Source organism: Streptomyces sp. NPDC088157, assembly GCF_044741545.1.
Classification (GTDB): Bacteria; Actinomycetota; Actinomycetes; order Streptomycetales; family Streptomycetaceae; genus Streptomyces.
Genome location: NZ_JBIUSU010000008.1, coordinates 132,166 through 153,219, shown reverse-complemented (window position 1 = coordinate 153,219; position 21,054 = coordinate 132,166). Strand labels below are relative to the sequence as shown.

20 protein-coding genes are annotated in these 21,054 nt (G+C 70.4%); 18 read left to right on the top strand and 2 right to left on the bottom strand.

Features of this window, described 5'->3' with window-relative positions:
* The first annotated feature begins 175 nt into the window (after positions 1-175).
* The 15 genes from pgsA (at position 176) to ACIPFH_RS30305 (ending at position 15,593) form a co-directional block, all read left to right on the top strand.
* The gene (gene pgsA, locus ACIPFH_RS30375) at positions 176-1,015 is read left to right on the top strand and encodes a phosphatidylinositol phosphate synthase (RefSeq protein WP_401831909.1); all 840 of its coding nucleotides are present in this window, start codon (positions 176-178) and stop codon (positions 1,013-1,015) included.
* Complete coding sequence (locus ACIPFH_RS30370) at positions 1,012-1,929, top strand: phosphatidylinositol mannoside acyltransferase (protein ID WP_401831379.1); 918 nt, start codon at positions 1,012-1,014, stop codon at positions 1,927-1,929. The genes pgsA and ACIPFH_RS30370 overlap by 4 nt, the downstream gene beginning before the upstream one ends.
* A complete protein-coding gene (locus ACIPFH_RS30365) occupies positions 1,926-3,095 on the top strand; it encodes a glycosyltransferase family 4 protein (RefSeq protein WP_401831376.1) in 1,170 nt (389 codons plus the stop codon). The genes ACIPFH_RS30370 and ACIPFH_RS30365 overlap by 4 nt, the downstream gene beginning before the upstream one ends.
* A gap of 33 nt (positions 3,096-3,128) precedes the next feature.
* Positions 3,129-3,680, top strand: coding sequence for a hypothetical protein (locus ACIPFH_RS30360; protein WP_401831375.1), 552 nt, complete (start codon positions 3,129-3,131; stop codon positions 3,678-3,680).
* Between the two features lie 162 nt (positions 3,681-3,842).
* Positions 3,843-4,754: a pyridoxal 5'-phosphate synthase lyase subunit PdxS gene (gene pdxS, locus ACIPFH_RS30355; protein WP_401831372.1), complete on the top strand. Its 912-nt coding sequence runs from the start codon at positions 3,843-3,845 to the stop codon at positions 4,752-4,754.
* 7 nt (positions 4,755-4,761) lie between these two features.
* On the top strand, positions 4,762-5,373 hold the full coding sequence (gene pdxT, locus ACIPFH_RS30350) for a pyridoxal 5'-phosphate synthase glutaminase subunit PdxT (protein ID WP_401831370.1): 612 nt from the start codon (positions 4,762-4,764) through the stop codon (positions 5,371-5,373).
* A 74-nt stretch (positions 5,374-5,447) separates the two neighbouring features.
* A complete protein-coding gene (locus tag ACIPFH_RS30345) occupies positions 5,448-6,200 on the top strand; it encodes a YebC/PmpR family DNA-binding transcriptional regulator (protein ID WP_356257494.1) in 753 nt (250 codons plus the stop codon).
* 200 nt (positions 6,201-6,400) lie between these two features.
* On the top strand, positions 6,401-6,949 hold the full coding sequence (ruvC, locus tag ACIPFH_RS30340) for a crossover junction endodeoxyribonuclease RuvC (RefSeq protein ID WP_401831906.1): 549 nt from the start codon (positions 6,401-6,403) through the stop codon (positions 6,947-6,949).
* Positions 6,946-7,551, top strand: a complete 606-nt coding sequence (ruvA, locus tag ACIPFH_RS30335; protein ID WP_401831367.1) for a Holliday junction branch migration protein RuvA — start codon at positions 6,946-6,948, stop codon at positions 7,549-7,551. Before ruvC ends, ruvA begins: the two co-directional genes overlap by 4 nt.
* 9 nt (positions 7,552-7,560) lie before the next feature.
* On the top strand, positions 7,561-8,619 hold the full coding sequence (ruvB, locus tag ACIPFH_RS30330) for a Holliday junction branch migration DNA helicase RuvB (RefSeq protein WP_401831364.1): 1,059 nt from the start codon (positions 7,561-7,563) through the stop codon (positions 8,617-8,619).
* Positions 8,620-8,794: 175 nt separating this feature from the next.
* Positions 8,795-9,310: a preprotein translocase subunit YajC gene (gene yajC, locus ACIPFH_RS30325; RefSeq protein WP_401831362.1), complete on the top strand. Its 516-nt coding sequence runs from the start codon at positions 8,795-8,797 to the stop codon at positions 9,308-9,310.
* A gap of 133 nt (positions 9,311-9,443) precedes the next feature.
* Positions 9,444-11,228: a protein translocase subunit SecD gene (secD, locus tag ACIPFH_RS30320; RefSeq protein ID WP_401831360.1), complete on the top strand. Its 1,785-nt coding sequence runs from the start codon at positions 9,444-9,446 to the stop codon at positions 11,226-11,228.
* Positions 11,229-11,231: 3 nt separating this feature from the next.
* Positions 11,232-12,344 carry a protein translocase subunit SecF gene (gene secF / locus ACIPFH_RS30315; protein ID WP_401831358.1) on the top strand — a complete coding sequence of 371 codons (1,113 nt, stop codon included), beginning with the start codon at positions 11,232-11,234 and terminating at the stop codon, positions 12,342-12,344.
* Positions 12,341-12,889 carry an adenine phosphoribosyltransferase gene (locus ACIPFH_RS30310; RefSeq protein ID WP_401831356.1) on the top strand — a complete coding sequence of 183 codons (549 nt, stop codon included), beginning with the start codon at positions 12,341-12,343 and terminating at the stop codon, positions 12,887-12,889. Before secF ends, ACIPFH_RS30310 begins: the two co-directional genes overlap by 4 nt.
* Positions 12,890-13,070: 181 nt before the next feature.
* A complete protein-coding gene (locus ACIPFH_RS30305) occupies positions 13,071-15,593 on the top strand; it encodes a RelA/SpoT family protein (protein ID WP_401831354.1) in 2,523 nt (840 codons plus the stop codon).
* A 67-nt stretch (positions 15,594-15,660) separates the two neighbouring features.
* Here the strand turns inward: ACIPFH_RS30305 and ACIPFH_RS30300 are convergent, their stop codons facing one another.
* Together ACIPFH_RS30300 and ACIPFH_RS30295 are read right to left on the bottom strand one after the other, a co-directional pair.
* A complete protein-coding gene (locus tag ACIPFH_RS30300; protein WP_356255795.1) occupies positions 15,661-16,890 on the bottom strand; it encodes a DUF349 domain-containing protein in 1,230 nt (409 codons plus the stop codon).
* A 157-nt stretch (positions 16,891-17,047) separates the two neighbouring features.
* On the bottom strand, positions 17,048-17,863 hold the full coding sequence (locus ACIPFH_RS30295) for a peptidylprolyl isomerase (protein ID WP_401831352.1): 816 nt from the start codon (positions 17,861-17,863) through the stop codon (positions 17,048-17,050).
* 180 nt (positions 17,864-18,043) lie between these two features.
* Between ACIPFH_RS30295 and ACIPFH_RS30290 the strand changes: the two genes are divergently transcribed.
* The 3 genes from ACIPFH_RS30290 (at position 18,044) to ACIPFH_RS30280 (ending at position 20,987) form a co-directional block, all read left to right on the top strand.
* Complete coding sequence (locus ACIPFH_RS30290; RefSeq protein WP_401831351.1) at positions 18,044-18,760, top strand: MBL fold metallo-hydrolase; 717 nt, start codon at positions 18,044-18,046, stop codon at positions 18,758-18,760.
* A 13-nt stretch (positions 18,761-18,773) separates the two neighbouring features.
* Positions 18,774-20,036 carry a histidine--tRNA ligase gene (hisS, locus tag ACIPFH_RS30285; RefSeq protein WP_401831349.1) on the top strand — a complete coding sequence of 421 codons (1,263 nt, stop codon included), beginning with the start codon at positions 18,774-18,776 and terminating at the stop codon, positions 20,034-20,036.
* 291 nt (positions 20,037-20,327) lie between these two features.
* Positions 20,328-20,987: a vitamin K epoxide reductase family protein gene (locus ACIPFH_RS30280; protein WP_401831348.1), complete on the top strand. Its 660-nt coding sequence runs from the start codon at positions 20,328-20,330 to the stop codon at positions 20,985-20,987.
* Positions 20,988-21,054: the final 67 nt, after the last annotated feature.

Sequence of the window (21,054 nt, the reverse complement as noted above, 5' to 3'; positions counted from 1 at the left end):
ACGACGGCCCCGCGTGCGATGGCGGCTCCGGCGACGCCCGCGGTCCTTCGAGCTTTCCACTCCCGTCACGGCGCGTCCATACGGCGGACGCGACCCGGCCGTGGCCCGGCTGCCGTCAGGCCGTGACACGGTGGTCCGGGTGCCCGACCGTCGCACACACACGCGCGTGGCTACGATGGGCCAGCCGGTGGCCAGCAGGGGCCGCGCGGCGACACCGACCCTCGGGAAGGCCATGCTGAACAAGTACGCGCGTGCATTCTTCACGCGTGTCCTCACACCGTTCGCCGCGTTTCTCATCCGCCGGGGTGTGAGCCCCGACACGGTCACGCTCCTCGGCACCGCCGGCGTGATCGCGGGCGCGCTGGTCTTCTACCCCAGGGGCGAGTTCTTCTGGGGCACGATCGTGATCACGCTCTTCGTCTTCTCCGACCTGGTCGACGGCAACATGGCCCGCCAGCTCGGCCGCACCAGCCGCTGGGGCGCCTTCCTGGACTCCACCCTCGACCGGGTCGCCGACGGCGCCATCTTCGGCGGATTCGCGCTCTGGTACGCGGGCAACGGCGACGACAACGTCCTGTGCGCCGTCTCGATCTTCTGCCTGACCAGCGGCCAGGTGGTGTCGTACACGAAGGCCCGGGGCGAGTCGATCGGCCTGCCGGTCGCCGTCAACGGGCTGGTGGAGCGCGCGGAGCGCCTGGTGATCTCCCTGGTCGCGGCCGGTCTGGCGGGTCTGCACACGTTCGGCGTGCCCGGCATCCAGGTGCTGCTCCCGATCGCGCTGTGGATCGTCGCCGTCGGCAGCCTGGTCACGCTGATCCAGCGCGTCGTCACGGTCCGGCGGGAGTCGGCCGAGGCGGAGGTGGAGGCCGCCGCGGCCGAGGAGGCCCAGGGACTCGAGGCCCAGGGACACGAGGCCCGGGGGAGCGAGGCCCAGGGACACGAGGCCCAAGGGCACGAGGCCCAAGGGCACGAGGCCCAAGGGCACGAGGCCCAGGGGAGCGAGGCCGCGAAGTGAGTGCCCAGGAGCGCCTGACGGACGCGCTGTACGGCCTCGGCTGGAGCACCGTCAAGAAGCTCCCCGAGCCCGTCGCCGTACACCTCGGCCGGACCGTCGCCGACCTCGCGTGGAAGCGACGCGGCAAGGGCGTGCGGCGGCTGGAGAGCAACTACGCGCGCGTGCTGCCGGACGCGAGCCCCGAGCGGCTGGCCGAGCTCTCGCGTGCGGGGATGCGCTCCTATCTGCGCTACTGGATGGAGTCCTTCCGGCTGCCGACCTGGAGCGCCGAGCGCGTCGCCGGCGGCTTCGACCCCAAGGACGTGCACCACCTGACCGACGGGATCGCCTCCGGCCGGGGCGTCGTCCTCGCCCTGCCCCACATGGCCAACTGGGACCTGGCCGGCGCCTGGGTCACCACCGAGCTGGGGACGCCCTTCACCACCGTCGCCGAACGCCTCAAGCCCGAGACGCTGTACGACCGGTTCGTCGCCTACCGGGAGGGCCTCGGCATGGAGGTGCTGCCGCACAGCGGCGGGACCGCCTTCGGCACCCTGGCCCGGCGGCTGCGCGACGGCGGGCTGGTCTGCCTGGTCGCCGAGCGCGATCTGTCCGCCTCCGGCGTCGAGGTGGACTTCTTCGGGGACACCGCCAGGATGCCCGCCGGACCCGCCCTGCTCGCCCAGCAGACGGGCGCGCTGCTGCTCCCCGTCACGCTCTGGTACGACGACTCGCCCGTCATGCGGGGTCGCGTGCATCCCCCGGTCGAGGTACCCGAGACAGGTACGCGGGCCGAGAAGACGTCTGTCATGACACAGGCGCTGGCGGACGCCTTCGCCACCGGCATCGCCGACCACCCGGAGGACTGGCACATGTTGCAGCGGTTGTGGCTCGCGGACCTGGAACCCCGCCCGTCGGACGGGGACGCCGCGTGAGAATCGGCATCGTCTGCCCCTACTCCTGGGACGTTCCCGGCGGCGTCCAGTTCCACATCCGCGACCTCGCCGAGTACTTCGTCCGGCTCGGCCACGAGGTGTCCGTGCTGGCCCCGGCCGACGACGACACCCCGCTGCCGCCGTACGTCGTGTCGGCCGGCCGTGCGGTCCCGGTGCCGTACAACGGCTCGGTGGCGCGCCTCAACTTCGGCTTCCTGTCCGCCGCGCGCGTGCGGCGCTGGCTGCACGACGGGGCGTTCGACGTCGTCCACATCCACGAGCCGACCTCGCCGTCGCTCGGCCTGCTGACCTGCTGGGCGGCCTCGGGCCCGATCGTGGCGACCTTCCACACGTCCAACCCGCGCTCGCGGGCCATGATCGCCGCGTACTCCATCCTCCAGGCCGCCCTGGAGAAGATCAGCGCCCGCATCGCGGTCAGCGAGTACGCCCGGCGGACGCTGGTGGAGCACCTCGGCGGGGACGCGGTGGTCATCCCCAACGGCGTCGACGTCGACTTCTTCGCCAAGGCCGAGCCGAACCCCGCCTGGCAGGGGGACACCATCGGCTTCGTCGGGCGCATCGACGAGCCCCGCAAGGGTTTGCCCGTGCTGATGCGGGCCCTGCCGAAGATCTTCGCCGAGCGCCCGCACGCGCGGTTGCTCGTCGCCGGCCGCGGCGACGAGAAGGAGGCGGTGGAGAGCCTGCCCAAGGAGCTGCGCGCGCGCGTGGAGTTCCTCGGCATGGTCAGCGACGAGGACAAGGCGCGCTTCCTGCGCAGCGTCGACCTGTACGTCGCGCCCAACACCGGCGGCGAGAGCTTCGGCATCATCCTCGTCGAGGCCATGTCGGCCGGGGCCCCGGTGCTCGCCTCCGACCTGGACGCCTTCGCCCAGGTCCTCGACCAGGGCGCGGCCGGCGAACTGTTCGCCAACGAGGACGCGGACGCGCTGGCCGAGGCGGCGGTACGGCTCCTGGCCGACCCGGAGCGCAGGGCCGAGCTGCGGGAGCGGGGCAGCGCGCACGTACGGCGCTTCGACTGGTCGACCGTCGGCGCGGACATCCTGTCGGTGTACGAGACGGTCACGGCCGGCGCGGCGGCGGTGGCGGCCGACGACGACCGGGGCTCGCCGGGGCTGCGGGCCCGGCTCGGGCTGGCGCGGGACTGACCCGCTCCGCCGTCGCGCGGGTCACGGGTAGCCTTGCCGCCCGTGACCGCAACCCTGATCTGGACCCTGGTCGTCCTCGTCGCGATCGGCCTGTACCTGAGCTGGACGGCGGGACGGCTGGACCGGCTGCACGCCCGCATCGACGCCGCCCGCGCCGCGCTGGACGCGCAGCTGCTGCGCCGGGCGTCCGTGGCGCAGGAGCTGGCCACCTCCAAGGTGCTCGACCCCGCCGCCTCGATCGTCCTGTACGAGGCCGCGCACGCGGCGCGGCAGGCGGAGGAGGAGCAGCGGGAGGTCGCCGAGAGCGAGCTCAGCCAGGCCCTGCGGGCCGTCTTCGCGGACGCCCGGCAACTGGACGTCGTACGCGAGGCTCCCGGGGGGGACGCGGCGGCCCACGAGCTCACGGAAGCCGTCCTCCGGGTCCCCATGGCCCGCCGCTTCCACAACGACGCCGTGGGCGCCGTCCGCAGACTGCGTGAGCACCGCAAGGTCCGCTGGTTCCGGTTGGCCGGCCACGCCCCGTTCCCGATGGCGTTCGAGATGGACGACGAACCGCCGGCCGCCCTGGCGGGCCGCGCGACCTGAGCCGGCGAACTACGGGGTCCACGAGGCGACGGCCTGCATGATCGACGCCGCGTGATCGACCAAAAGGATCCACGGGCTTGCCATTGGCCCTTGCTGTGGACTGGTCCACTCGCGTTTCCTCGGTGCTGCAGAAATCCACTTTTCTACGAGCGAGGTCACCCCGTGTCCAGCACGATCTCCGAAAACCAGACCCCCGAGACCGGCACCGCGCGCGTGAAGCGCGGGATGGCCGAGCAGCTCAAGGGCGGCGTGATCATGGACGTCGTCACGCCGGAGCAGGCGAAGATCGCCGAGGACGCGGGCGCCGTCGCCGTCATGGCGCTGGAGCGGGTCCCGGCCGACATCCGCAAGGACGGCGGCGTGGCCCGGATGTCCGACCCGGACATGATCGAGGGCATCATCGAAGCCGTCTCGATCCCGGTCATGGCGAAGTCCCGCATCGGCCACTTCGTCGAGGCGCAGGTCCTGCAGTCGCTCGGCGTCGACTACATCGACGAGTCCGAGGTCCTCACCCCGGCCGACGAGGTCAACCACTCCGACAAGTGGGCGTTCACCACCCCGTTCGTCTGCGGTGCCACCAACCTCGGTGAGGCCCTGCGCCGCATCGCCGAGGGCGCCGCGATGATCCGCTCCAAGGGCGAGGCCGGCACCGGCAACGTCGTCGAGGCCGTGCGGCACCTGCGGCAGATCAAGAACGAGATCGCCCGCCTGCGCGGCTACGACAACAACGAGCTGTACGCCGCGGCCAAGGACCTGCGTGCCCCGTACGAGCTCGTCAGGGAGGTCGCCGAGCTCGGCAAGCTCCCCGTCGTGCTGTTCTCCGCCGGTGGGGTCGCCACCCCGGCCGACGCCGCGCTGATGCGCCAGCTCGGCGCCGAGGGCGTCTTCGTCGGCTCCGGCATCTTCAAGTCCGGCGACCCGGCCAAGCGCGCCGCCGCCATAGTGAAGGCCACCACCTTCTACGACGACCCGAAGATCATCGCGGACGCCTCCCGCAACCTCGGCGAGGCCATGGTCGGCATCAACTGCGACACCCTCCCCGAGGCCGAGCGCTACGCCAACCGTGGCTGGTAACCATCCCATGAGCCACGAAGCCCCCGTCATAGGCGTCCTGGCCCTCCAGGGCGACGTACGGGAGCACCTCATCGCCCTGGCCGCGGCCGACGCCGTGGCCAGGCCGGTGCGGCGCCCCGAGGAACTCGCCGAGGTCGACGGTCTCGTCATACCCGGCGGTGAGTCCACCACCATCTCCAAGCTGGCCGTCCTCTTCGGCGTGATGGAGCCGCTGCGCGCGCGCGTGCGGGACGGAATGCCCGTCTACGGGACCTGCGCGGGCATGATCATGCTCGCCGACAAGATCCTCGACCCGCGCTCGGGCCAGGAGACCGTCGGCGGCATCGACATGATCGTGCGCCGCAACGCCTTCGGGCGTCAGAACGAGTCCTTCGAGGCCGCCCTCGACGTGAAGGGCGTCGCGGGCGATCCGGTGGAAGGCGTGTTCATCCGCGCCCCCTGGGTCGAGTCCGTCGGCGCCGCGACCGAGGTGCTCGCCGAGCACGAGGGCCACATCGTCGCCGTCCGCCAGGGCAACGCGCTCGCCACGTCGTTCCACCCTGAACTCACCGGCGACCACCGTGTGCACGGCCTGTTCGTGGACATGGTGCGGGCGAACCGGACAGCGGCGTCCTTGTAGGATCTGGGGGTCCCCTCAGGCTCCGCGAGCCCGGGGAGTTCGTCCAGGTTGGGTTACGCGAAGGAGACAGGCAGATGTCCGGCCACTCTAAATGGGCTACGACGAAGCACAAGAAGGCCGTGATCGACGCCAAGCGCGGCAAGCTCTTCGCGAAGATGATCAAGAACATCGAGGTCGCGGCGCGCACCGGTGGCGCCGATGTGTCCGGCAACCCGACGCTGTTCGACGCCATTCAGAAGGCCAAGAAGAGCTCGGTCCCGAACAAGAACATCGACTCCGCGGTCAAGCGCGGCGCCGGCCTCGAGGCCGGTGGCGCCGACTACGAGACGATCATGTACGAGGGCTACGGCCCGAACGGCGTCGCGGTCCTCATCGAGTGCCTCACCGACAACCGCAACCGCGCCGCCTCCGACGTCCGCGTCGCCATGACCCGCAACGGCGGCTCCATGGCCGACCCGGGCTCGGTGTCGTACCTCTTCAACCGCAAGGGTGTCGTCATCGTCCCCAAGGGCGAGCTCGCCGAGGACGACGTGCTCGGCGCGGTCCTCGACGCGGGCGCCGAGGAGGTCAACGACCTCGGTGAGTCCTTCGAGGTCCTCTCCGAGGCCACCGACCTGGTCGCGGTGCGCACCGCGCTCCAGGAGGCCGGCATCGACTACGACTCCGCCGACGCCAACTTCGTCCCGACCATGCAGGTCGAGCTCGACGAGGACGGCGCCCGGAAGATCTTCAAGCTGATCGACGCGCTCGAGGACAGCGACGACGTGCAGAACGTGTTCGCCAACTTCGACGTCAGCGACGAGGTCATGGAGAAGGTCGACGCGTAGCTCCGCCGCTGACCGAGCGGACGCGTCGGGCCGGTGGGACACGTCCTACCGGCCCGACGTCGTTGTCAGTGGCAGCGGATAGCCTGGCGACCGTCAGAGATCACCGTCGACGGACCGCAAACAGCGATCGAGGAACCCCGGCGGTGTTCGGCCACGTCCGCGAGAGCGGCGGCGGTCCGGCCGCGAAGAGGGGAGAGCGCGTGCGGGTACTGGGGGTGGACCCGGGACTGACGCGATGCGGTGTCGGCGTCGTCGAAGGGGTCGCGGGCCGGCCGCTCACCATGCTCGGCGTGGGTGTCGTACGGACGCCCGCGGACGCCGAGCTGGGGCAGCGCCTGGTCGGCATCGAACAGGGCATCGAGCGGTGGCTCGACGAGTACCGGCCCGAATACGTCGCCGTGGAGCGGGTGTTCAGCCAGCACAACGTCCGCACGGTCATGGGGACCGCCCAGGCCAGCGCCGTAGCCATGCTGTGCGCCGCCCGCCGGGGCATCCCCGTCGCCCTGCACACCCCGAGCGAGGTCAAGGCCGCCGTCACCGGCAGCGGACGCGCGGACAAGGCCCAGATCGGCGCGATGGTCACCCGCCTCCTGCGGCTCGACGCGCCCCCCAAGCCCGCCGACGCCGCCGACGCCCTCGCGCTCGCCATCTGCCACATCTGGCGCGGACCCGCGCAGAACCGACTCCAGCGGGCCGTCGCCCAGCACGCGGCCGCGGCCCCGACGACATCGAAAGGCCGTACGGCATGATCGCCTTCGTCAGCGGCACGGTCGCCGCACTCGCTCCCGACGCGGCCGTGGTCGAGGTGGGCGGCGTGGGCATGGCCGTCCAGTGCTCGCCGAACACGCTGTCCACGCTCCGGCTCGGCCGCCCGGCCAAGCTCGCCACCTCCCTCGTCGTACGGGAGGACTCACTGACCCTGTACGGCTTCGTGGACGACGACGAGCGCCAGGTCTTCGAACTGCTGCAGACGGCGAGCGGGGTGGGCCCCCGGCTCGCCCAGGCCATGCTGGCGGTACACGCGCCGGACACCCTGCGCCGCGCGGTCGCCACGGGCGACGAGAAGGCCCTCATCGCGGTGCCGGGCATCGGCAAGAAGGGTGCCCAGAAGCTGCTGCTGGACCTCAAGGACCGCCTGGGCGAGCCGCTCGGCGCCCCCGCGGTCGGCGCACCGGTCACCAGCGGCTGGCGCGACCAGCTGCACGCCGCCCTGATCGGCCTCGGCTACGCGACCCGCGAAGCCGACGAGGCGGTCGCCGCCGTGACCCCGCAGGCCGAGGCCGCCGCCGGCGCACCCCAGGTGGGCCACCTCCTGAAGGCCGCCCTTCAGACCCTGAACCGCGCCCGCTAGGAGACGTCAGTGAACTGGGACGACACGACCGAAGAGACCGCCCCCGAGCGGCTGGTCGGCTCTGTCGCCGACCGCGAGGACCAGGCGGTCGAGGCCGCGCTGCGCCCCAAGGACCTCGGCGAGTTCATCGGCCAGGAGAAGGTCCGCGAACAGCTCGACCTCGTCCTGCGCGCCGCACGCGCGCGTGGCGCCACGGCCGACCACGTCCTGCTCTCCGGCGCCCCCGGACTCGGCAAGACCACCCTGTCGATGATCATCGCCGCCGAGATGGGCGCCCCGATCCGCATCACCAGCGGCCCGGCCATCCAGCACGCGGGCGACCTCGCGGCGATCCTCTCCTCCCTCCAGGAGGGCGAGGTCCTCTTCCTCGACGAGATCCACCGCATGTCGCGGCCCGCCGAGGAGATGCTCTACATGGCGATGGAGGACTTCCGCGTCGACGTCATCGTCGGCAAGGGCCCCGGCGCCACCGCCATCCCGCTCGAACTGCCGCCCTTCACCCTGGTCGGCGCCACCACGCGCGCGGGCCTGCTGCCGCCGCCGCTGCGCGACCGCTTCGGTTTCACGGCGCACATGGAGTTCTACGAGCCCGCCGAACTCCAGCGCGTCATCCACCGCTCCGCCGATCTCCTCGACGTGGAGATCGACACCGCCGGCGCCGCCGAGATCGCCGGCCGTTCCCGCGGCACCCCCCGGATCGCCAACCGGCTGCTGCGCCGCGTACGTGACTACGCGCAGGTCAAGGCGGACGGGAGGATCACCCGCGCGATCGCGGAGGCCGCGCTGAAGGTCTACGAGGTGGACGGCCGTGGACTCGACCGCCTCGACCGCGGGGTCCTGGAGGCCCTGCTGAAGCTGTTCGGCGGCGGCCCGGTCGGCCTCTCCACCCTCGCCGTGGCGGTGGGGGAGGAACGCGAGACCGTCGAGGAGGTCGCCGAACCCTTCCTGGTGAGAGAGGGACTGCTCGCCCGTACCCCGCGGGGGCGGGTGGCCACCCCGGCCGCATGGGCGCATCTCGGCCTCACCCCGGCCCGGGGAAGTGGACAACAGGACCTGTTCGGGGCGTGACACGGAGGGCGGCGGCGAAGGCATTGGCCGGGTCAGGAACCCAGGTGCCATGCTGAGCGTTGTTCCCTGCGCGCGGACTCGCTTAGACTCCGCCGATGCCGCCGTTGTCGGCAGCACACAACCCCCATCCATCAGGCCGCTCCACCATCGCGGTCGTCTGAAGGAAGTCCGTCCCGTGAGTCCTGTGACCCTCCTCCCGTTCATCGTGCTCATCGGGGCCATGTTCCTGATGACCCGGTCGGCCAAGAAGAAGCAGCAACAGGCCGCCAGCATGCGTAACGACATGCAGCCCGGCAGTGGTGTCCGCACCATCGGGGGCATGTACGCGACGGTGAAGGAGGTCAACGAGGACACGGTCCTCCTCGACGCCGGTCCGGGCGTCGACCTGCTCTTCGCGAAGAACTCCATCGGTGCCGTCCTGACCGACGACGAGTACAACCGCATCGTCCACGGCATCGAGCACGACCTGAAGTCCGACTCCGACGTCGTCCCGGACGACGCCTCCTCCCTCACCGAGTCCGCCGAGACCGACGACTCCGTCGACGAAGCTGCCGCCTCCGACGACAAGGCCGTCGACCTCGGCAAGAAGGACGAGCCCGACGAGGCGCAGGAGAAGGCCGCCGAGGCCGAGCCGGCCGAGGCCGACGAAGAGCCGAAGAAGACCGACGGCGACTCCGACGCGAAGAAGTAGCCACGTCCCCGGCGCAGACGGGTCTCACCCGTCGGGCCGGGGCGCGCGCATCTCGCCAGGGGATCCCGACACCATGTCATGGCCGCCGCCGCGCTGACCCGGCGCAAGGCGGCCCGAGAGGGAGTACGAGAAGGTGGCAGCACCTAAGAAGGGCCGGAGCGCGAGTGCCCAGAGCAAGCCGGGGCGCTCGCTGGCCCTGATCCTGATCGCCATCGTGGGGCTCACCGGAGGCATGTTCGCCTCCGGTCACACCACTCCGCGTCTCGGCATCGACCTTGCCGGCGGTACCAGCATCACGCTGAAGGCGAAGTCGGACCAGGGATCCGCGATCAACAAGGCCAACATGAACACCGCGGTCGAGATCATGAACCGCCGTGTCAACGGGCTGGGCGTCTCCGAGGCGGAGGTGCAGACCCAGGGCAGCGACAACATCATCGTGAACATCCCCAAGGGCACCAACTCCGAGAAGGCCCGGGAGCAGGTCGGTACCACCGCCAAGCTGTACTTCCGTCCGGTCCTGGCCCAGGAGGCGACCGGCTCCGCCGTCACCGCCTCGCCGAGCGCGTCCTCGAGCGGCTCGCCCAGCGCCTCCCCGAGCCCCTCGACGAGCGCCTCCGCCTCCACCGGTGAGAAGGCGACCTCCTCGTCCTCCCCGTCGGCCTCCGCCACCTCGCAGGGCCGCGCCGTCACCGACGCGCTGAAGGCCGACTCCACTCCGTCCGCCTCGGCGAGCAACAAGGCGAGCACCTCCGCCAGCCCGTCGGCCTCCGCGAGCAGCAGCGCCGCCGTCTCCGCGGACGACGCCGCGCTCCAGGCCAAGTACGCCGCCCTGGACTGCTCCAAGGAGTCGGTCCGCGCCAAAACCGGCGAGGGCGTCAAGCCCCAGGACACGACCGTGGCCTGCGGCGAGATCGACAAGGTCTGGTACAAGTACCTGCTCGGCCCCGCCGCCGTCGACGGCACCGAGGTCGACAAGGCCAAGGCCGTCTTCGACACACAGGGCGCCGCCGGCTGGCAGGTCACCATGACCTTCACCAAGCAGGGCGGCAAGAAGTTCGCCGACATCACCGGCAAGCTCGCGCAGAACCAGCAGCCGCAGAACGAGTTCGGCATCGTGCTCGACGGCAACGTCGTCTCCAGCCCGTACGTGCAGAACTCCATCACCGGCGGCCAGGCCCAGATCTCCGGCAGTTTCACGCAGACGGAGGCCCAGGGCCTCGCCAACATGCTGTCCTACGGCGCGCTCCCGCTGTCCTTCCAGGAGCAGAGCGTGACCACCGTGACGGCGGCGCTCGGCGGTGACCAGCTGCACGCCGGTCTGCTGGCCGGCGCGATCGGTCTCGCGCTGGTCGTGATCTACCTGGTGGCCTACTACCGCGGCCTGGCGCTCATCGCGCTCGCGTCGCTGCTGGTCTCCGCTGCTCTCACCTACGTGCTCATGGCCCTGCTCGGCCCGGCCATCGGCTTCGCGCTGAACCTGCCCGCCGTCTGTGGCGCCATCGTCGCCATCGGCATCACAGCGGACTCGTTCATCGTGTACTTCGAACGGGTGCGAGACGAGATCCGCGAGGGCCGTACCCTGCGACCCGCCGTCGAGCGGGCCTGGCCGCGCGCCCGGCGCACCATCCTGGTCTCCGACTTCGTGTCGTTCCTCGCCGCCGCGGTGCTGTTCATCGTCACGGTCGGCAAGGTCCAGGGCTTCGCGTTCACGCTGGGCCTGACCACCGTCCTGGACGTGGTCGTGGTCTTCTTCTTCACCAAGCCGCTGATGACGCTCATCGCTCGGCGGAAGTTCTTCGCGAGCGGCCACAAGTGGTCCGGCCTCGACCCGAAGAGCCTGGGTGCCCAGCCGCCGCTGCGCCGCACCCGCCGTCCCGGTGGTCCCGCCGCCGGCCCCGTCGAGACGAAGGAGGCATGAGCGATGTCGAAACTCGGTAACCTCGGCGCCCGACTGCACCGTGGCGAGATCAGCTACGACTTCATCGGCCACCGCAAGCTCTGGTACGGCATCTCGATCCTGATCACCATCACGGCCATCGTCGGCCTGGCGGTGCGCGGCCTGAACATGGGCATCGACTTCCAGGGCGGCGCAGTCTTCACCACCGAGAAGACGAGCGTCTCCGTCTCCCAGGCCGAGGAGTACGCGAAGTCGGCGTCCGGCCATGACGCGGTCGTGCAGAAGCTCGGCAACGGCACGATGCGCATCCAGATCGCCGGCATGGACATCAAGCAGTCCAACCAGATCAAGGACGATCTCGCCACGGACTTCAAGACCGACCCGGAGACGATCACCGCCGAACTGGTCGGTCCCAGCTGGGGTGACCAGATCGCCAACAAGGCCTGGCAGGGCCTGGCGATCTTCATGGTCCTGGTCGTGATCTACCTGGCGATCGCCTTCGAGTGGCGGATGGCCATCGCGGCTCTGGTCGCCCTGATCCACGACATCACCATCACGGTCGGCATCTACGCCCTCGTCGGCTTCGAGGTCACGCCCGGCACGGTGATCGGCCTGCTGACGATCCTCGGCTACTCGCTGTACGACACGGTCGTCGTCTTCGACTCCCTGAAGGAGCAGACGAAGGACCTCACCAAGCAGACCCGCTTCACCTACAGCGAGATCGCCAACCGCTCGATCAACGGCACCCTGGTCCGCTCCATCAACACCACGGTCGTCGCGCTGCTGCCGGTGGCGGGCCTGCTGTTCATCGGCGGCGGCTTCCTCGGCGCGGGCACGCTCAACGACATCTCGCTGTCGCTGTTCGTCGGCCTCGCGGCCGGTGCCTACTCCTCGATCTTCATCGCCACGCCGCTCGTCGCCGACCTCAAGGAGCGCGAGCCGCAGATCAAGGCGCTGAGGAAGCGGGTCCTGGCCAAGCGTGCGCAGGCCCCCGCCGAGGACGCCCTCGCACCGGCCCGCGGCGACGACACCTACGACGACGAGCCCGACGACGCCGAAGCCGCGGTCGTCGGCCCGCGCACCCAGCCCGCGTCCAGGGGCCGGGGCCGCGGCCGCCCGTCGGGGAAGCGCCGATGACCGAGCTCACCGACATCACGACGCTGCTCCTCAGCCGCATCCGTGACGTGGCCGACCACCCGGAGCCCGGGGTGATGTTCAAGGACATCACCCCGCTCCTGGCGGACCCGGTGGCGTTCACCGCGCTCACCGACGCGTTCGCCGAGGTCGCCGAACGCACCGGCGCCACCAAGGTCGTCGGCCTGGAGGCCCGGGGCTTCATCCTGGGCGCCCCGGTGGCCGTCCGCGCCGGCCTCGGCTTCATCCCCGTACGCAAGGCCGGCAAGCTCCCCGGCGCCACCCTCGGCCAGGCCTACGACCTGGAGTACGGCTCGGCCGAGATCGAGGTGCACGCCGAGGACCTGGCCGCCGACGACCGCGTGCTGATCGTCGACGACGTCCTCGCCACCGGCGGCACCGCCGAGGCGTCGATCCAGCTCATCCACCGGGCCGGCGCCCAGGTCGCGGGCGTCGCCGTCCTGATGGAGCTCGGCTTCCTCGGCGGCCGCCCCCGCCTGGAGGCGGCTCTCGGCGGAGCGCCTCTGGAGGCCCTGCTCAGGATCTGAGCGCGGCCGCGAGCCGCCGTACGCCAAGTGGGCGGGCCCGGAGAAATCCGGAGCCCGCCCCTTGTGTTTCTCCGGTAGACGGTCCTCACATCGGCCTGAAGGCGATCCCGGAGCTCAGGATCGCTACGATGGGTGCTCCGGAGCCTGACCGGGGCACCCGGATCGCGCCCGAGGAGTCCTCTTGCCAGACGAGGCCCAGCACCTGACCGCCGCCAAGCCCGAGTCCGTCTCGGGCCCCGCGGCCACGCCCGCGTCGCACGCGAAGGACGACGGCCGGGGGCCGGTCGAGCACGACCGGTCCGAGCCCGTCGACAAGCCGGCCGAGCAGCCCCGGCCCAAGCCGGCCCAGTCCGAGACCCCCTCGGCCGCGCCCGCCGACCGCCCGGCCGCCGCGCAGCCGTCGGCCCGCTCGGGCTCCTCCAACCGCGTCCGCGCCCGCCTCGCCCGGCTCGGCGTCCAGCGCCAGAACCCGTACAACCCGGTCCTGGAACCGCTGCTGCGGATAGTGCGCAGCAACGACCCCAAGATCGAGACGGCGACGCTCCGGCAGATCGAGAGGTCCTACCAGGTCGCCGAGCGCTGGCACCGGGGCCAGAAGCGCAAGAGCGGCGACCCGTACATCACGCACCCGCTCGCGGTGACCACGATCCTCGCCGAGCTGGGCATGGACCCGGCGACGCTCATGGCGGGCCTGCTGCACGACACCGTCGAGGACACCGAGTACGGCCTGGAGGACCTGCGCCGCGACTTCGGTGACCAGGTCGCCCTGCTGGTCGACGGGGTCACCAAGCTGGACAAGGTCAAGTTCGGCGAGGCCGCGCAGGCCGAGACCGTGCGCAAGATGGTCGTCGCCATGGCCAAGGACCCGCGTGTCCTGGTCATCAAGCTCGCCGACCGTCTGCACAACATGCGCACCATGCGCTACCTCAAGCGCGAGAAGCAGGAGAAGAAGGCGCGCGAGACGCTGGAGATCTACGCGCCGCTCGCCCACCGCCTGGGCATGAACACCATCAAGTGGGAACTGGAGGACCTCGCCTTCGCGATCCTCTACCCCAAGATGTACGACGAGATCGTACGGCTGGTGGCCGAACGGGCGCCGAAACGTGACGAGTACCTGGCCATAGTGACCGACGAGGTCCAGGCCGACCTGCGCGCAGCCCGCATCAAGGCGACCGTCACCGGCCGCCCGAAGCACTACTACAGCGTCTACCAGAAGATGATCGTCCGCGGCCGCGACTTCGCGGAGATCTACGACCTGGTGGGCATCCGCGTCCTCGTGGACACCGTCCGGGACTGTTACGCGGCCCTCGGCACCGTGCACGCGCGATGGAACCCGGTCCCCGGCCGGTTCAAGGACTACATCGCGATGCCCAAGTTCAACATGTACCAGTCGTTGCACACGACGGTCATCGGCCCCAACGGCAAGCCGGTCGAACTCCAGATCCGCACGTTCGACATGCACCGCCGCGCCGAGTACGGCATCGCCGCGCACTGGAAGTACAAGCAGGAGGCCGTCGCGGGCGCCTCCAAGGTGCGCTCGGACCAGCCGAGGACCACCGGCAAGGACGACCACCTCAACGACATGGCGTGGCTCCGCCAGCTCCTCGACTGGCAGAAGGAGACCGAGGACCCCGGCGAGTTCCTGGAGTCCCTGCGCTTCGACCTGTCGCGCAACGAGGTGTTCGTCTTCACGCCGAAGGGCGACGTGATAGCGCTGCCGGCCGGCGCCACGCCCGTGGACTTCTCGTACGCGGTGCACACCGAGGTGGGCCACCGCACCATAGGAGCCCGCGTCAACGGACGCCTCGTCCCGCTGGAATCGACCCTGGACAACGGCGACCTGGTGGAGGTCTTCACCTCCAAGGCCGCCGGGGCCGGGCCGTCGCGGGACTGGCTGAACTTCGTCAAGTCGCCGCGTGCCCGCAACAAGATCAGGGCCTGGTTCTCCAAGGAGCGCCGCGACGAGGCCATCGAGCAGGGCAAGGACGCCATCGCGCGGGCGATGCGCAAGCAGAACCTGCCGATCCAGCGCATCCTCACCGGTGACTCGCTGGTCACGCTGGCGCACGAGATGCGCTACCCGGACATCTCCTCCCTGTACGCGGCGATCGGCGAGGGCCACGTCGCCGCGCAGAACGTCGTGCAGAAGCTGGTGCAGGCCCTCGGCGGCGAGGAGGCGGCCACCGAGGAGATCGACGAGACGGTCCCGTCCCGCAGCCGTGGGCGTAAGCGGCGCAGCAACCAGGACCCCGGAGTGGTCGTCAAGGGCGTCGACGACGTCTGGGTCAAGCTGGCCCGCTGCTGTACGCCCGTACCCGGCGACCCGATCATCGGCTTCGTCACGCGCGGTAGTGGCGTATCGGTTCACCGCAGCGACTGCGTCAACGTGGACTCACTCTCCCGTGAGCCGGAGCGCATCCTCGAGGTCGAGTGGGCGCCCACCCAGTCCTCGGTCTTCCTGGTCGCCATCCAGGTCGAGGCCCTGGACCGTTCCCGTCTCCTCTCGGACGTCACGCGGGTCCTGTCCGACCAGCACGTCAACATCCTGTCCGCGGCCGTCCAGACCTCCCGCGACCGGGTGGCCACCTCCCGCTTCACCTTCGAGATGGGCGACCCCAAGCACCTGGGGCACGTCCTGAAGGCCGTACGCGGGGTGGAGGGCGTCTACGACGTGTACCGGGTGACATCGGCGCGCAGACCGTAGCCGAGCACACGAGAGGCCCCCGTACGCGAGGTACGGGGGCCTTTTCGACGACAGGGCCGGCCGGTGATCAGCCGCCGAACTCGTGGAGGCCCTTCAGGGCCTGGTCCAGCAGTGCCTGACGGCCTTCCAGCTCCCGCTCCAGCTTGTCGGCCTTCGCGGAGTTGCCCTGGGCACGGGCCTGGTCGATCTGCGTCCGCAGCTTGTCCACGGCGGCCTGCAGCTGACCGGTCAGACCCGCGGCACGCGCGCGTGCCTCCGGGTTCGTCCGGCGCCACTCGGTCTCCTCGGACTCCTGCATCGCCCGCTCCACGGCGTGCATCCGGCCCTCGACCTTCGGCCGGGCGTCGCGCGGCACGTGGCCGATGGCCTCCCAGCGCTCGTTGATCGAGCGGAAGGCGGCACGCGCCGCCTTCAGGTCACCGATCGGCAGGAGCTTCTCGGCCTCCTCGGCCAGCTCCTCCTTGAGCTTCAGGTTCTCCGTCTGCTCCGCGTCCCGCTCGGCGAACACCGAACTGCGGGCGGCGAAGAAGACGTCCTGGGCGCCGCGGAAGCGGTTCCACAGGTCGTCCTCGTGCTCGCGCTGGGCGCGGCCCGCGGCCTTCCACTCCGCCATCAACTCGCGGTAACGGGCCGCCGTCGGACCCCAGTCCGACGAGGCGGACAGCGCCTCGGCCTCGGAGACCAGCCGCTCCTTGGTCCGGCGGGCCTCCTCGCGCTGCGCGTCCAGCTGGGCGAAGTGCGCCTTGCGGCGCTTGGAGAACGCCGAGCGCGCGTGCGAGAACCGGTGCCACAGCTCGTCGTCCGACTTGCGGTCGAGTCGCGGCAGCCCCTTCCAGATGTCCACCAGCGACCGCAGCCGCTCACCGGCGGCCCGCCACTGGTCGGACTGCGCAAGCTGCTCCGCCTCGGTGACCAGGTCCTCCTTGGCCTTGCGGGCCTCGTCGGACTGCTTGGCCCGCTGCTGCTTGCGCTCCTCGCGCCGTGACTCGACGGTCGCCACCAGCTTGTCCAGCCGTTCCCGCAGCGCCTGGAGATCACCGACCGCGTGGTGCGCGTCGACCTGTTCGCGGATGTGGTCGATCGCGACCTGAGCGTCCTTCGTCGACAGATCGGTGGTCTTGACTCGCTTCTCGAGGAGGCCGATCTCGACAACCAGGCCCTCGTACTTGCGCTCGAAGTAGGCCAGCGCTTCCTCGGGGGAGCCTGCCTGCCAGGAACCGACCACCTGCTCGCCGTCGGCCGTACGCACGTACACGGTCCCCGTCTCGTCGACGCGGCCCCACGGGTCGCTGCTCACAGCGCCTCCTCCACATGATGCCTCCGAGGGGCTTCAGCGCCCCTGGGCATCGTCCACAGTTTCGTCACGGCCAACATAGGCGACCGGCGGGCCGCCTGTCCGCATCCAGCGCGACCGAAATTGCGCAGTTGACCGCCCCTTAGTCGGCAGGTCGCCGTCAGGATTTCGTGACCGTCGCCTTGTTGATCACGACCGTCGCGTTCGGGGCGCCGTCACCGGCTCCCGTGTTCTCACCGGCGGCGGCGATCTTCTTCAGAACCTTCATGCCGTCGGCCGACACCGTTCCGAAGGGGGTGTAGCTGGGCGGCAACTGGCTGTCCTGGTAGACGAGGAAGAACTGGCTGCCACCGGTGTGCGCCTGACCCGTGTTGGCCATCGCGATCGTGCCCGCCGGGTAGGTGTTGTTCTTGAGGGCGGCGTCCTTCAGGTTCTCGTCCGGAATGGTGTAGCCGGGGCCGCCGCTGCCGCTGCCCGTCGGGTCGCCGCACTGGAGCACGTAGATGCCGTTGGTGGTGAGGCGGTGGCACTTGGTGTGGTCGAAGTAGCCCTTGCCCGCGAGGAAGCTGAACGAGTTCACCGTGTGCGGCGCGGCCTTCGCCTTGAGCGCTATGCCGATGTCGCCGCAGGTCGTCGCGAGCGTCATCGTGTACTGCGCCGACTTGTCGATCGTGACCGCCGGCTCCTTCTTCCAGGTCTGCGTCTTGACCGAACCCGCGGCTGCCTTCTCGCACGGGTCCTTGGCCGCGCTGGGCGTCGGGGACGGCGTCGTCTCCGCGCTCGCGTTCGCCTTGTCGTCGTCCTTCAGGACGCCCGTCGTGTAGAGCGCCAGACTGCCGATGATGATCACGCCGAGCACCGACGCGATCACCGAGTTGCGCACGCGCGCCTTGCGTCGCGCGGAGGTGCGCCGCTGCTGCTGCCGCAAGAACTTCTCCCGGGCGAGCTGACGCTTCCGCTGTTCCTGGGTGACCACCGGGTTCTCTCCTCGTGCGTCTCGTACGTCGACTGGGACGCGTGCGTCTTGTGAGCCGACCGCCTGCGTGTGCCCCGTACCGTATATGGGTTCGCTGAGGAAACGGCAGCGCCGGTAGGCTCTGACCACTGGCGCAGTCGCCCAGAAGCCCACGCGTATCGACACAAACGAAGGACGATCGTGCTCATTGCCGGGTTCCCCGCCGGGGCCTGGGGGACGAACTGTTATCTCGTCGCCCCCGCCGCCGGTGAGGAGTGCGTGATCATCGACCCGGGCCACCAGGCGGCCGCGGGCGTCGAGGAGGCGATCAGGAAGCATCGGCTCAAGCCCGTCGCCGTCGTCCTCACCCACGGCCACATCGACCATGTGGCCTCGGTCGTCCCGGTGTGCGGAGCGCACGACGTACCGGCCTGGATCCACCCCGAGGACCGCTACATGATGAGCGACCCCGAGAAGGCGCTCGGCCGGTCCATCGGGATGCCGCTGATGGGCGAGCTGACCGTGGGGGAGCCGGACGACGTCCGTGAACTCACCGACGGCGTCGCGCTGGACCTGGCGGGTCTGGAGTTCTCCGTCGCCCATGCGCCGGGCCATACCAAGGGGTCGGTGACCTTCCGGATGCCCGAGACGGCCGACGTCCCGTCGGTCTTCTTCTCCGGGGATCTGCTGTTCGCCGGCTCCATCGGACGCACCGACCTGCCCGGCGGCGACATGGCCGAGATGCTCGACTCGCTGGCCCGCGTGTGCCTGCCGCTCGAGGACTCGACCGTGGTGCTGTCCGGCCACGGCCCCCAGACGACCATCGGCCAGGAGCGCGCCGCCAACCCGTATCTGCGGCAGGTGGCGGCCGACGGCCAGGGAGCGGGTACGCACACCCCTCCCCGACGAGGAATGTGACGAGAGACCTTCCGTGAGCACCTTCCAGGCCCCCAAGGGCACGTACGACCTGATCCCGCCGGACAGCGCCACGTACCTCGCCGTCCGCGAGGCCATCGCCGCGCCGCTGCGCAACTCGGGCTACGGCTACATCGAGACGCCCGGCTTCGAGAGCGTGGAGCTCTTCGCGCGTGGTGTCGGTGAGTCGACCGACATCGTGACGAAGGAGATGTACTCCTTCGAGACCAAGGGCGGCGACCGACTCGCGCTGCGCCCCGAGGGCACGGCGTCCGTGCTGCGCGCCGCGCTCGAGGCCAACCTGCACAAGGCGGGCAACCTGCCGGTGAAGCTCTGGTACTCCGGCTCGTACTACCGCTACGAGCGCCCCCAGAAGGGCCGTTACCGGCACTTCTCCCAGGTGGGCGCCGAGGCGATCGGGGCGGAGGACCCGGCGCTGGACGCCGAACTGATCATCCTGGCCGACCAGTCGTACCGGTCGCTGGGGCTGCGGAACTTCCGCATCCTCCTCAACAGCCTCGGCGACAAGGAGTGCCGCCCGGTGTACCGGGAGGCGCTGCAGAACTTCCTGCGGGGCCTGGACCTCGACGAGGACACGCTTCGCCGCGCGGAGATCAACCCGCTCCGGGTCCTGGACGACAAGCGCGAGTCGGTCCAGAAGCAGCTCGGGGACGCGCCGCTGCTGCGCGACTACCTCTGCGACGCCTGCAAGGCGTACCACGAGGAGGTCCGGGAGCTGATCACAGCGGCGGGCGTGGTCTTCGAGGACGACCCGAAGCTGGTCCGCGGCCTCGACTACTACACCCGTACGACCTTCGAGTTCGTCCACGACGGGCTGGGTTCCCAGTCCGCGGTGGGCGGTGGCGGCCGCTACGACGGTCTCTCCGAGATGATCGGCGGTCCCGCGCTGCCGTCGGTGGGCTGGGCGCTGGGCGTCGACCGTACGGTGCTGGCGCTGGAGGCGGAGGGCGTGGAGCTGGCGCTGCCCGCCGCGACCTCCGTGTTCGCCGTCCCGCTCGGCGAGGAGGCCCGCCGGGTCCTCTTCGCGAAGGTCACCGAACTGCGCAAGCTCGGCGTCGCGGCCGACTTCTCCTACGGCGCCAAGGGCCTCAAGGGCGCCATGAAGAACGCCAACCGCAGCGGGGCCCGCTACACGATCGTCGCCGGTGAACGCGACCTCGCCGAGGGCGTCGTCCAGCTGAAGGACATGGAGTCGGGCGAGCAGACGGCGATCGGCGTCAACGAGATCGTGGCGGAACTCGAGTCGAGGCTGGGCTAGCGGGCCCGGCAGGGCGGGCTGGGCGCCGGGTCGGCCGACCCGGCGCCCTCGTCGTGCGCCGGAGCGTCAACCTGGCGGTCGCCTGTCCGCCCTCCGGGGTGGGCCGTCGTCCGAGGGGCATGCGCGTGTGCCGTCGGGCCCGGTGTACTGCCCGGCCTTGGCCGGATCCGAACGCCGGGGGGCGGCCGTACGTACTTCCTTATGTCCACCGAACGGTGCGCACCCGGTGCTGTGCGGCACAATGGCCCCTGCCCGAAGATGGTCCAACTCTCAAGTGACGGAATCGGCGTGATGAGCAAGACGACAGTGCAAGACGTCTCCAGGGAGTCCGAGCCCGAGCGCGTCGCCGCGACCGGGCCACGGACGGTGGGCGGCAGCCGTGCGTTCGCGATCCTGCTGCTGATCACCGGTGCGGCCGGTCTGCTGGCCGCCTGGGTCATCACGCTCGACAAGTTCAAGATCCTCGAGGCCAAGGTCGACGGCACGACCTTCACGCCCAGTTGCAGCATCAGCCCGATCATCAGCTGCGGCAGCGTCATGGAGAGCAAGCAGGCCGCCGCCTTCGGCTTCCCCAACCCGATGCTCGGCCTCGTCGCCTACGGCATCGTGATCTGCGTCGGCATGAGCCTGCTGACCCGGGTGAGCTTCCCGCGCTGGTACTGGCTGACCTTCAACTTCGGCACCCTCTTCGGCGTGGCCTTCTGCACCTGGCTCCAGTACCAGTCCCTGTACGAGATCAACGCCCTGTGCCTGTGGTGCTCGCTGGCCTGGGTCGCGACGATCACCATGTTCTGGTACGTCACCTCGTTCAACGTGCGCAACGGCCTCCTGCCCGCCCCGGGCTGGCTGAAGCGCTTCCTCGGCGAGTTCACCTGGGTCCTGCCGGTCACCCACGTCGGCATCATCGCCATGCTGATCCTGACCCGCTGGGGCGCCGACCTCTGGGCCTGAGCCCGGTACCGCACGGGCGCCGGACCGGACGGACCGGCCCCGCACGGGCACCGGACGGGACTGTCGG

Excerpts from the sequence above, each read along its gene's own strand:
- pgsA (WP_401831909.1), top strand. The coding sequence starts at position 176 with ATGGGCCAGCCGGTGGCCAGCAGGGGCCGCGCGGCGACACCGACCCTC.
- pdxT (WP_401831370.1), top strand. The coding sequence starts at position 4,762 with ATGAGCCACGAAGCCCCCGTCATAGGCGTCCTGGCCCTCCAGGGCGAC.
- ACIPFH_RS30345 (WP_356257494.1), top strand. The coding sequence starts at position 5,448 with ATGTCCGGCCACTCTAAATGGGCTACGACGAAGCACAAGAAGGCCGTG.
- ruvA (WP_401831367.1), top strand. The coding sequence starts at position 6,946 with ATGATCGCCTTCGTCAGCGGCACGGTCGCCGCACTCGCTCCCGACGCG.
- secF (WP_401831358.1), top strand. The coding sequence starts at position 11,232 with ATGTCGAAACTCGGTAACCTCGGCGCCCGACTGCACCGTGGCGAGATC.
- ACIPFH_RS30310 (WP_401831356.1), top strand. The coding sequence starts at position 12,341 with ATGACCGAGCTCACCGACATCACGACGCTGCTCCTCAGCCGCATCCGT.
- ACIPFH_RS30280 (WP_401831348.1), top strand. The coding sequence starts at position 20,328 with ATGAGCAAGACGACAGTGCAAGACGTCTCCAGGGAGTCCGAGCCCGAG.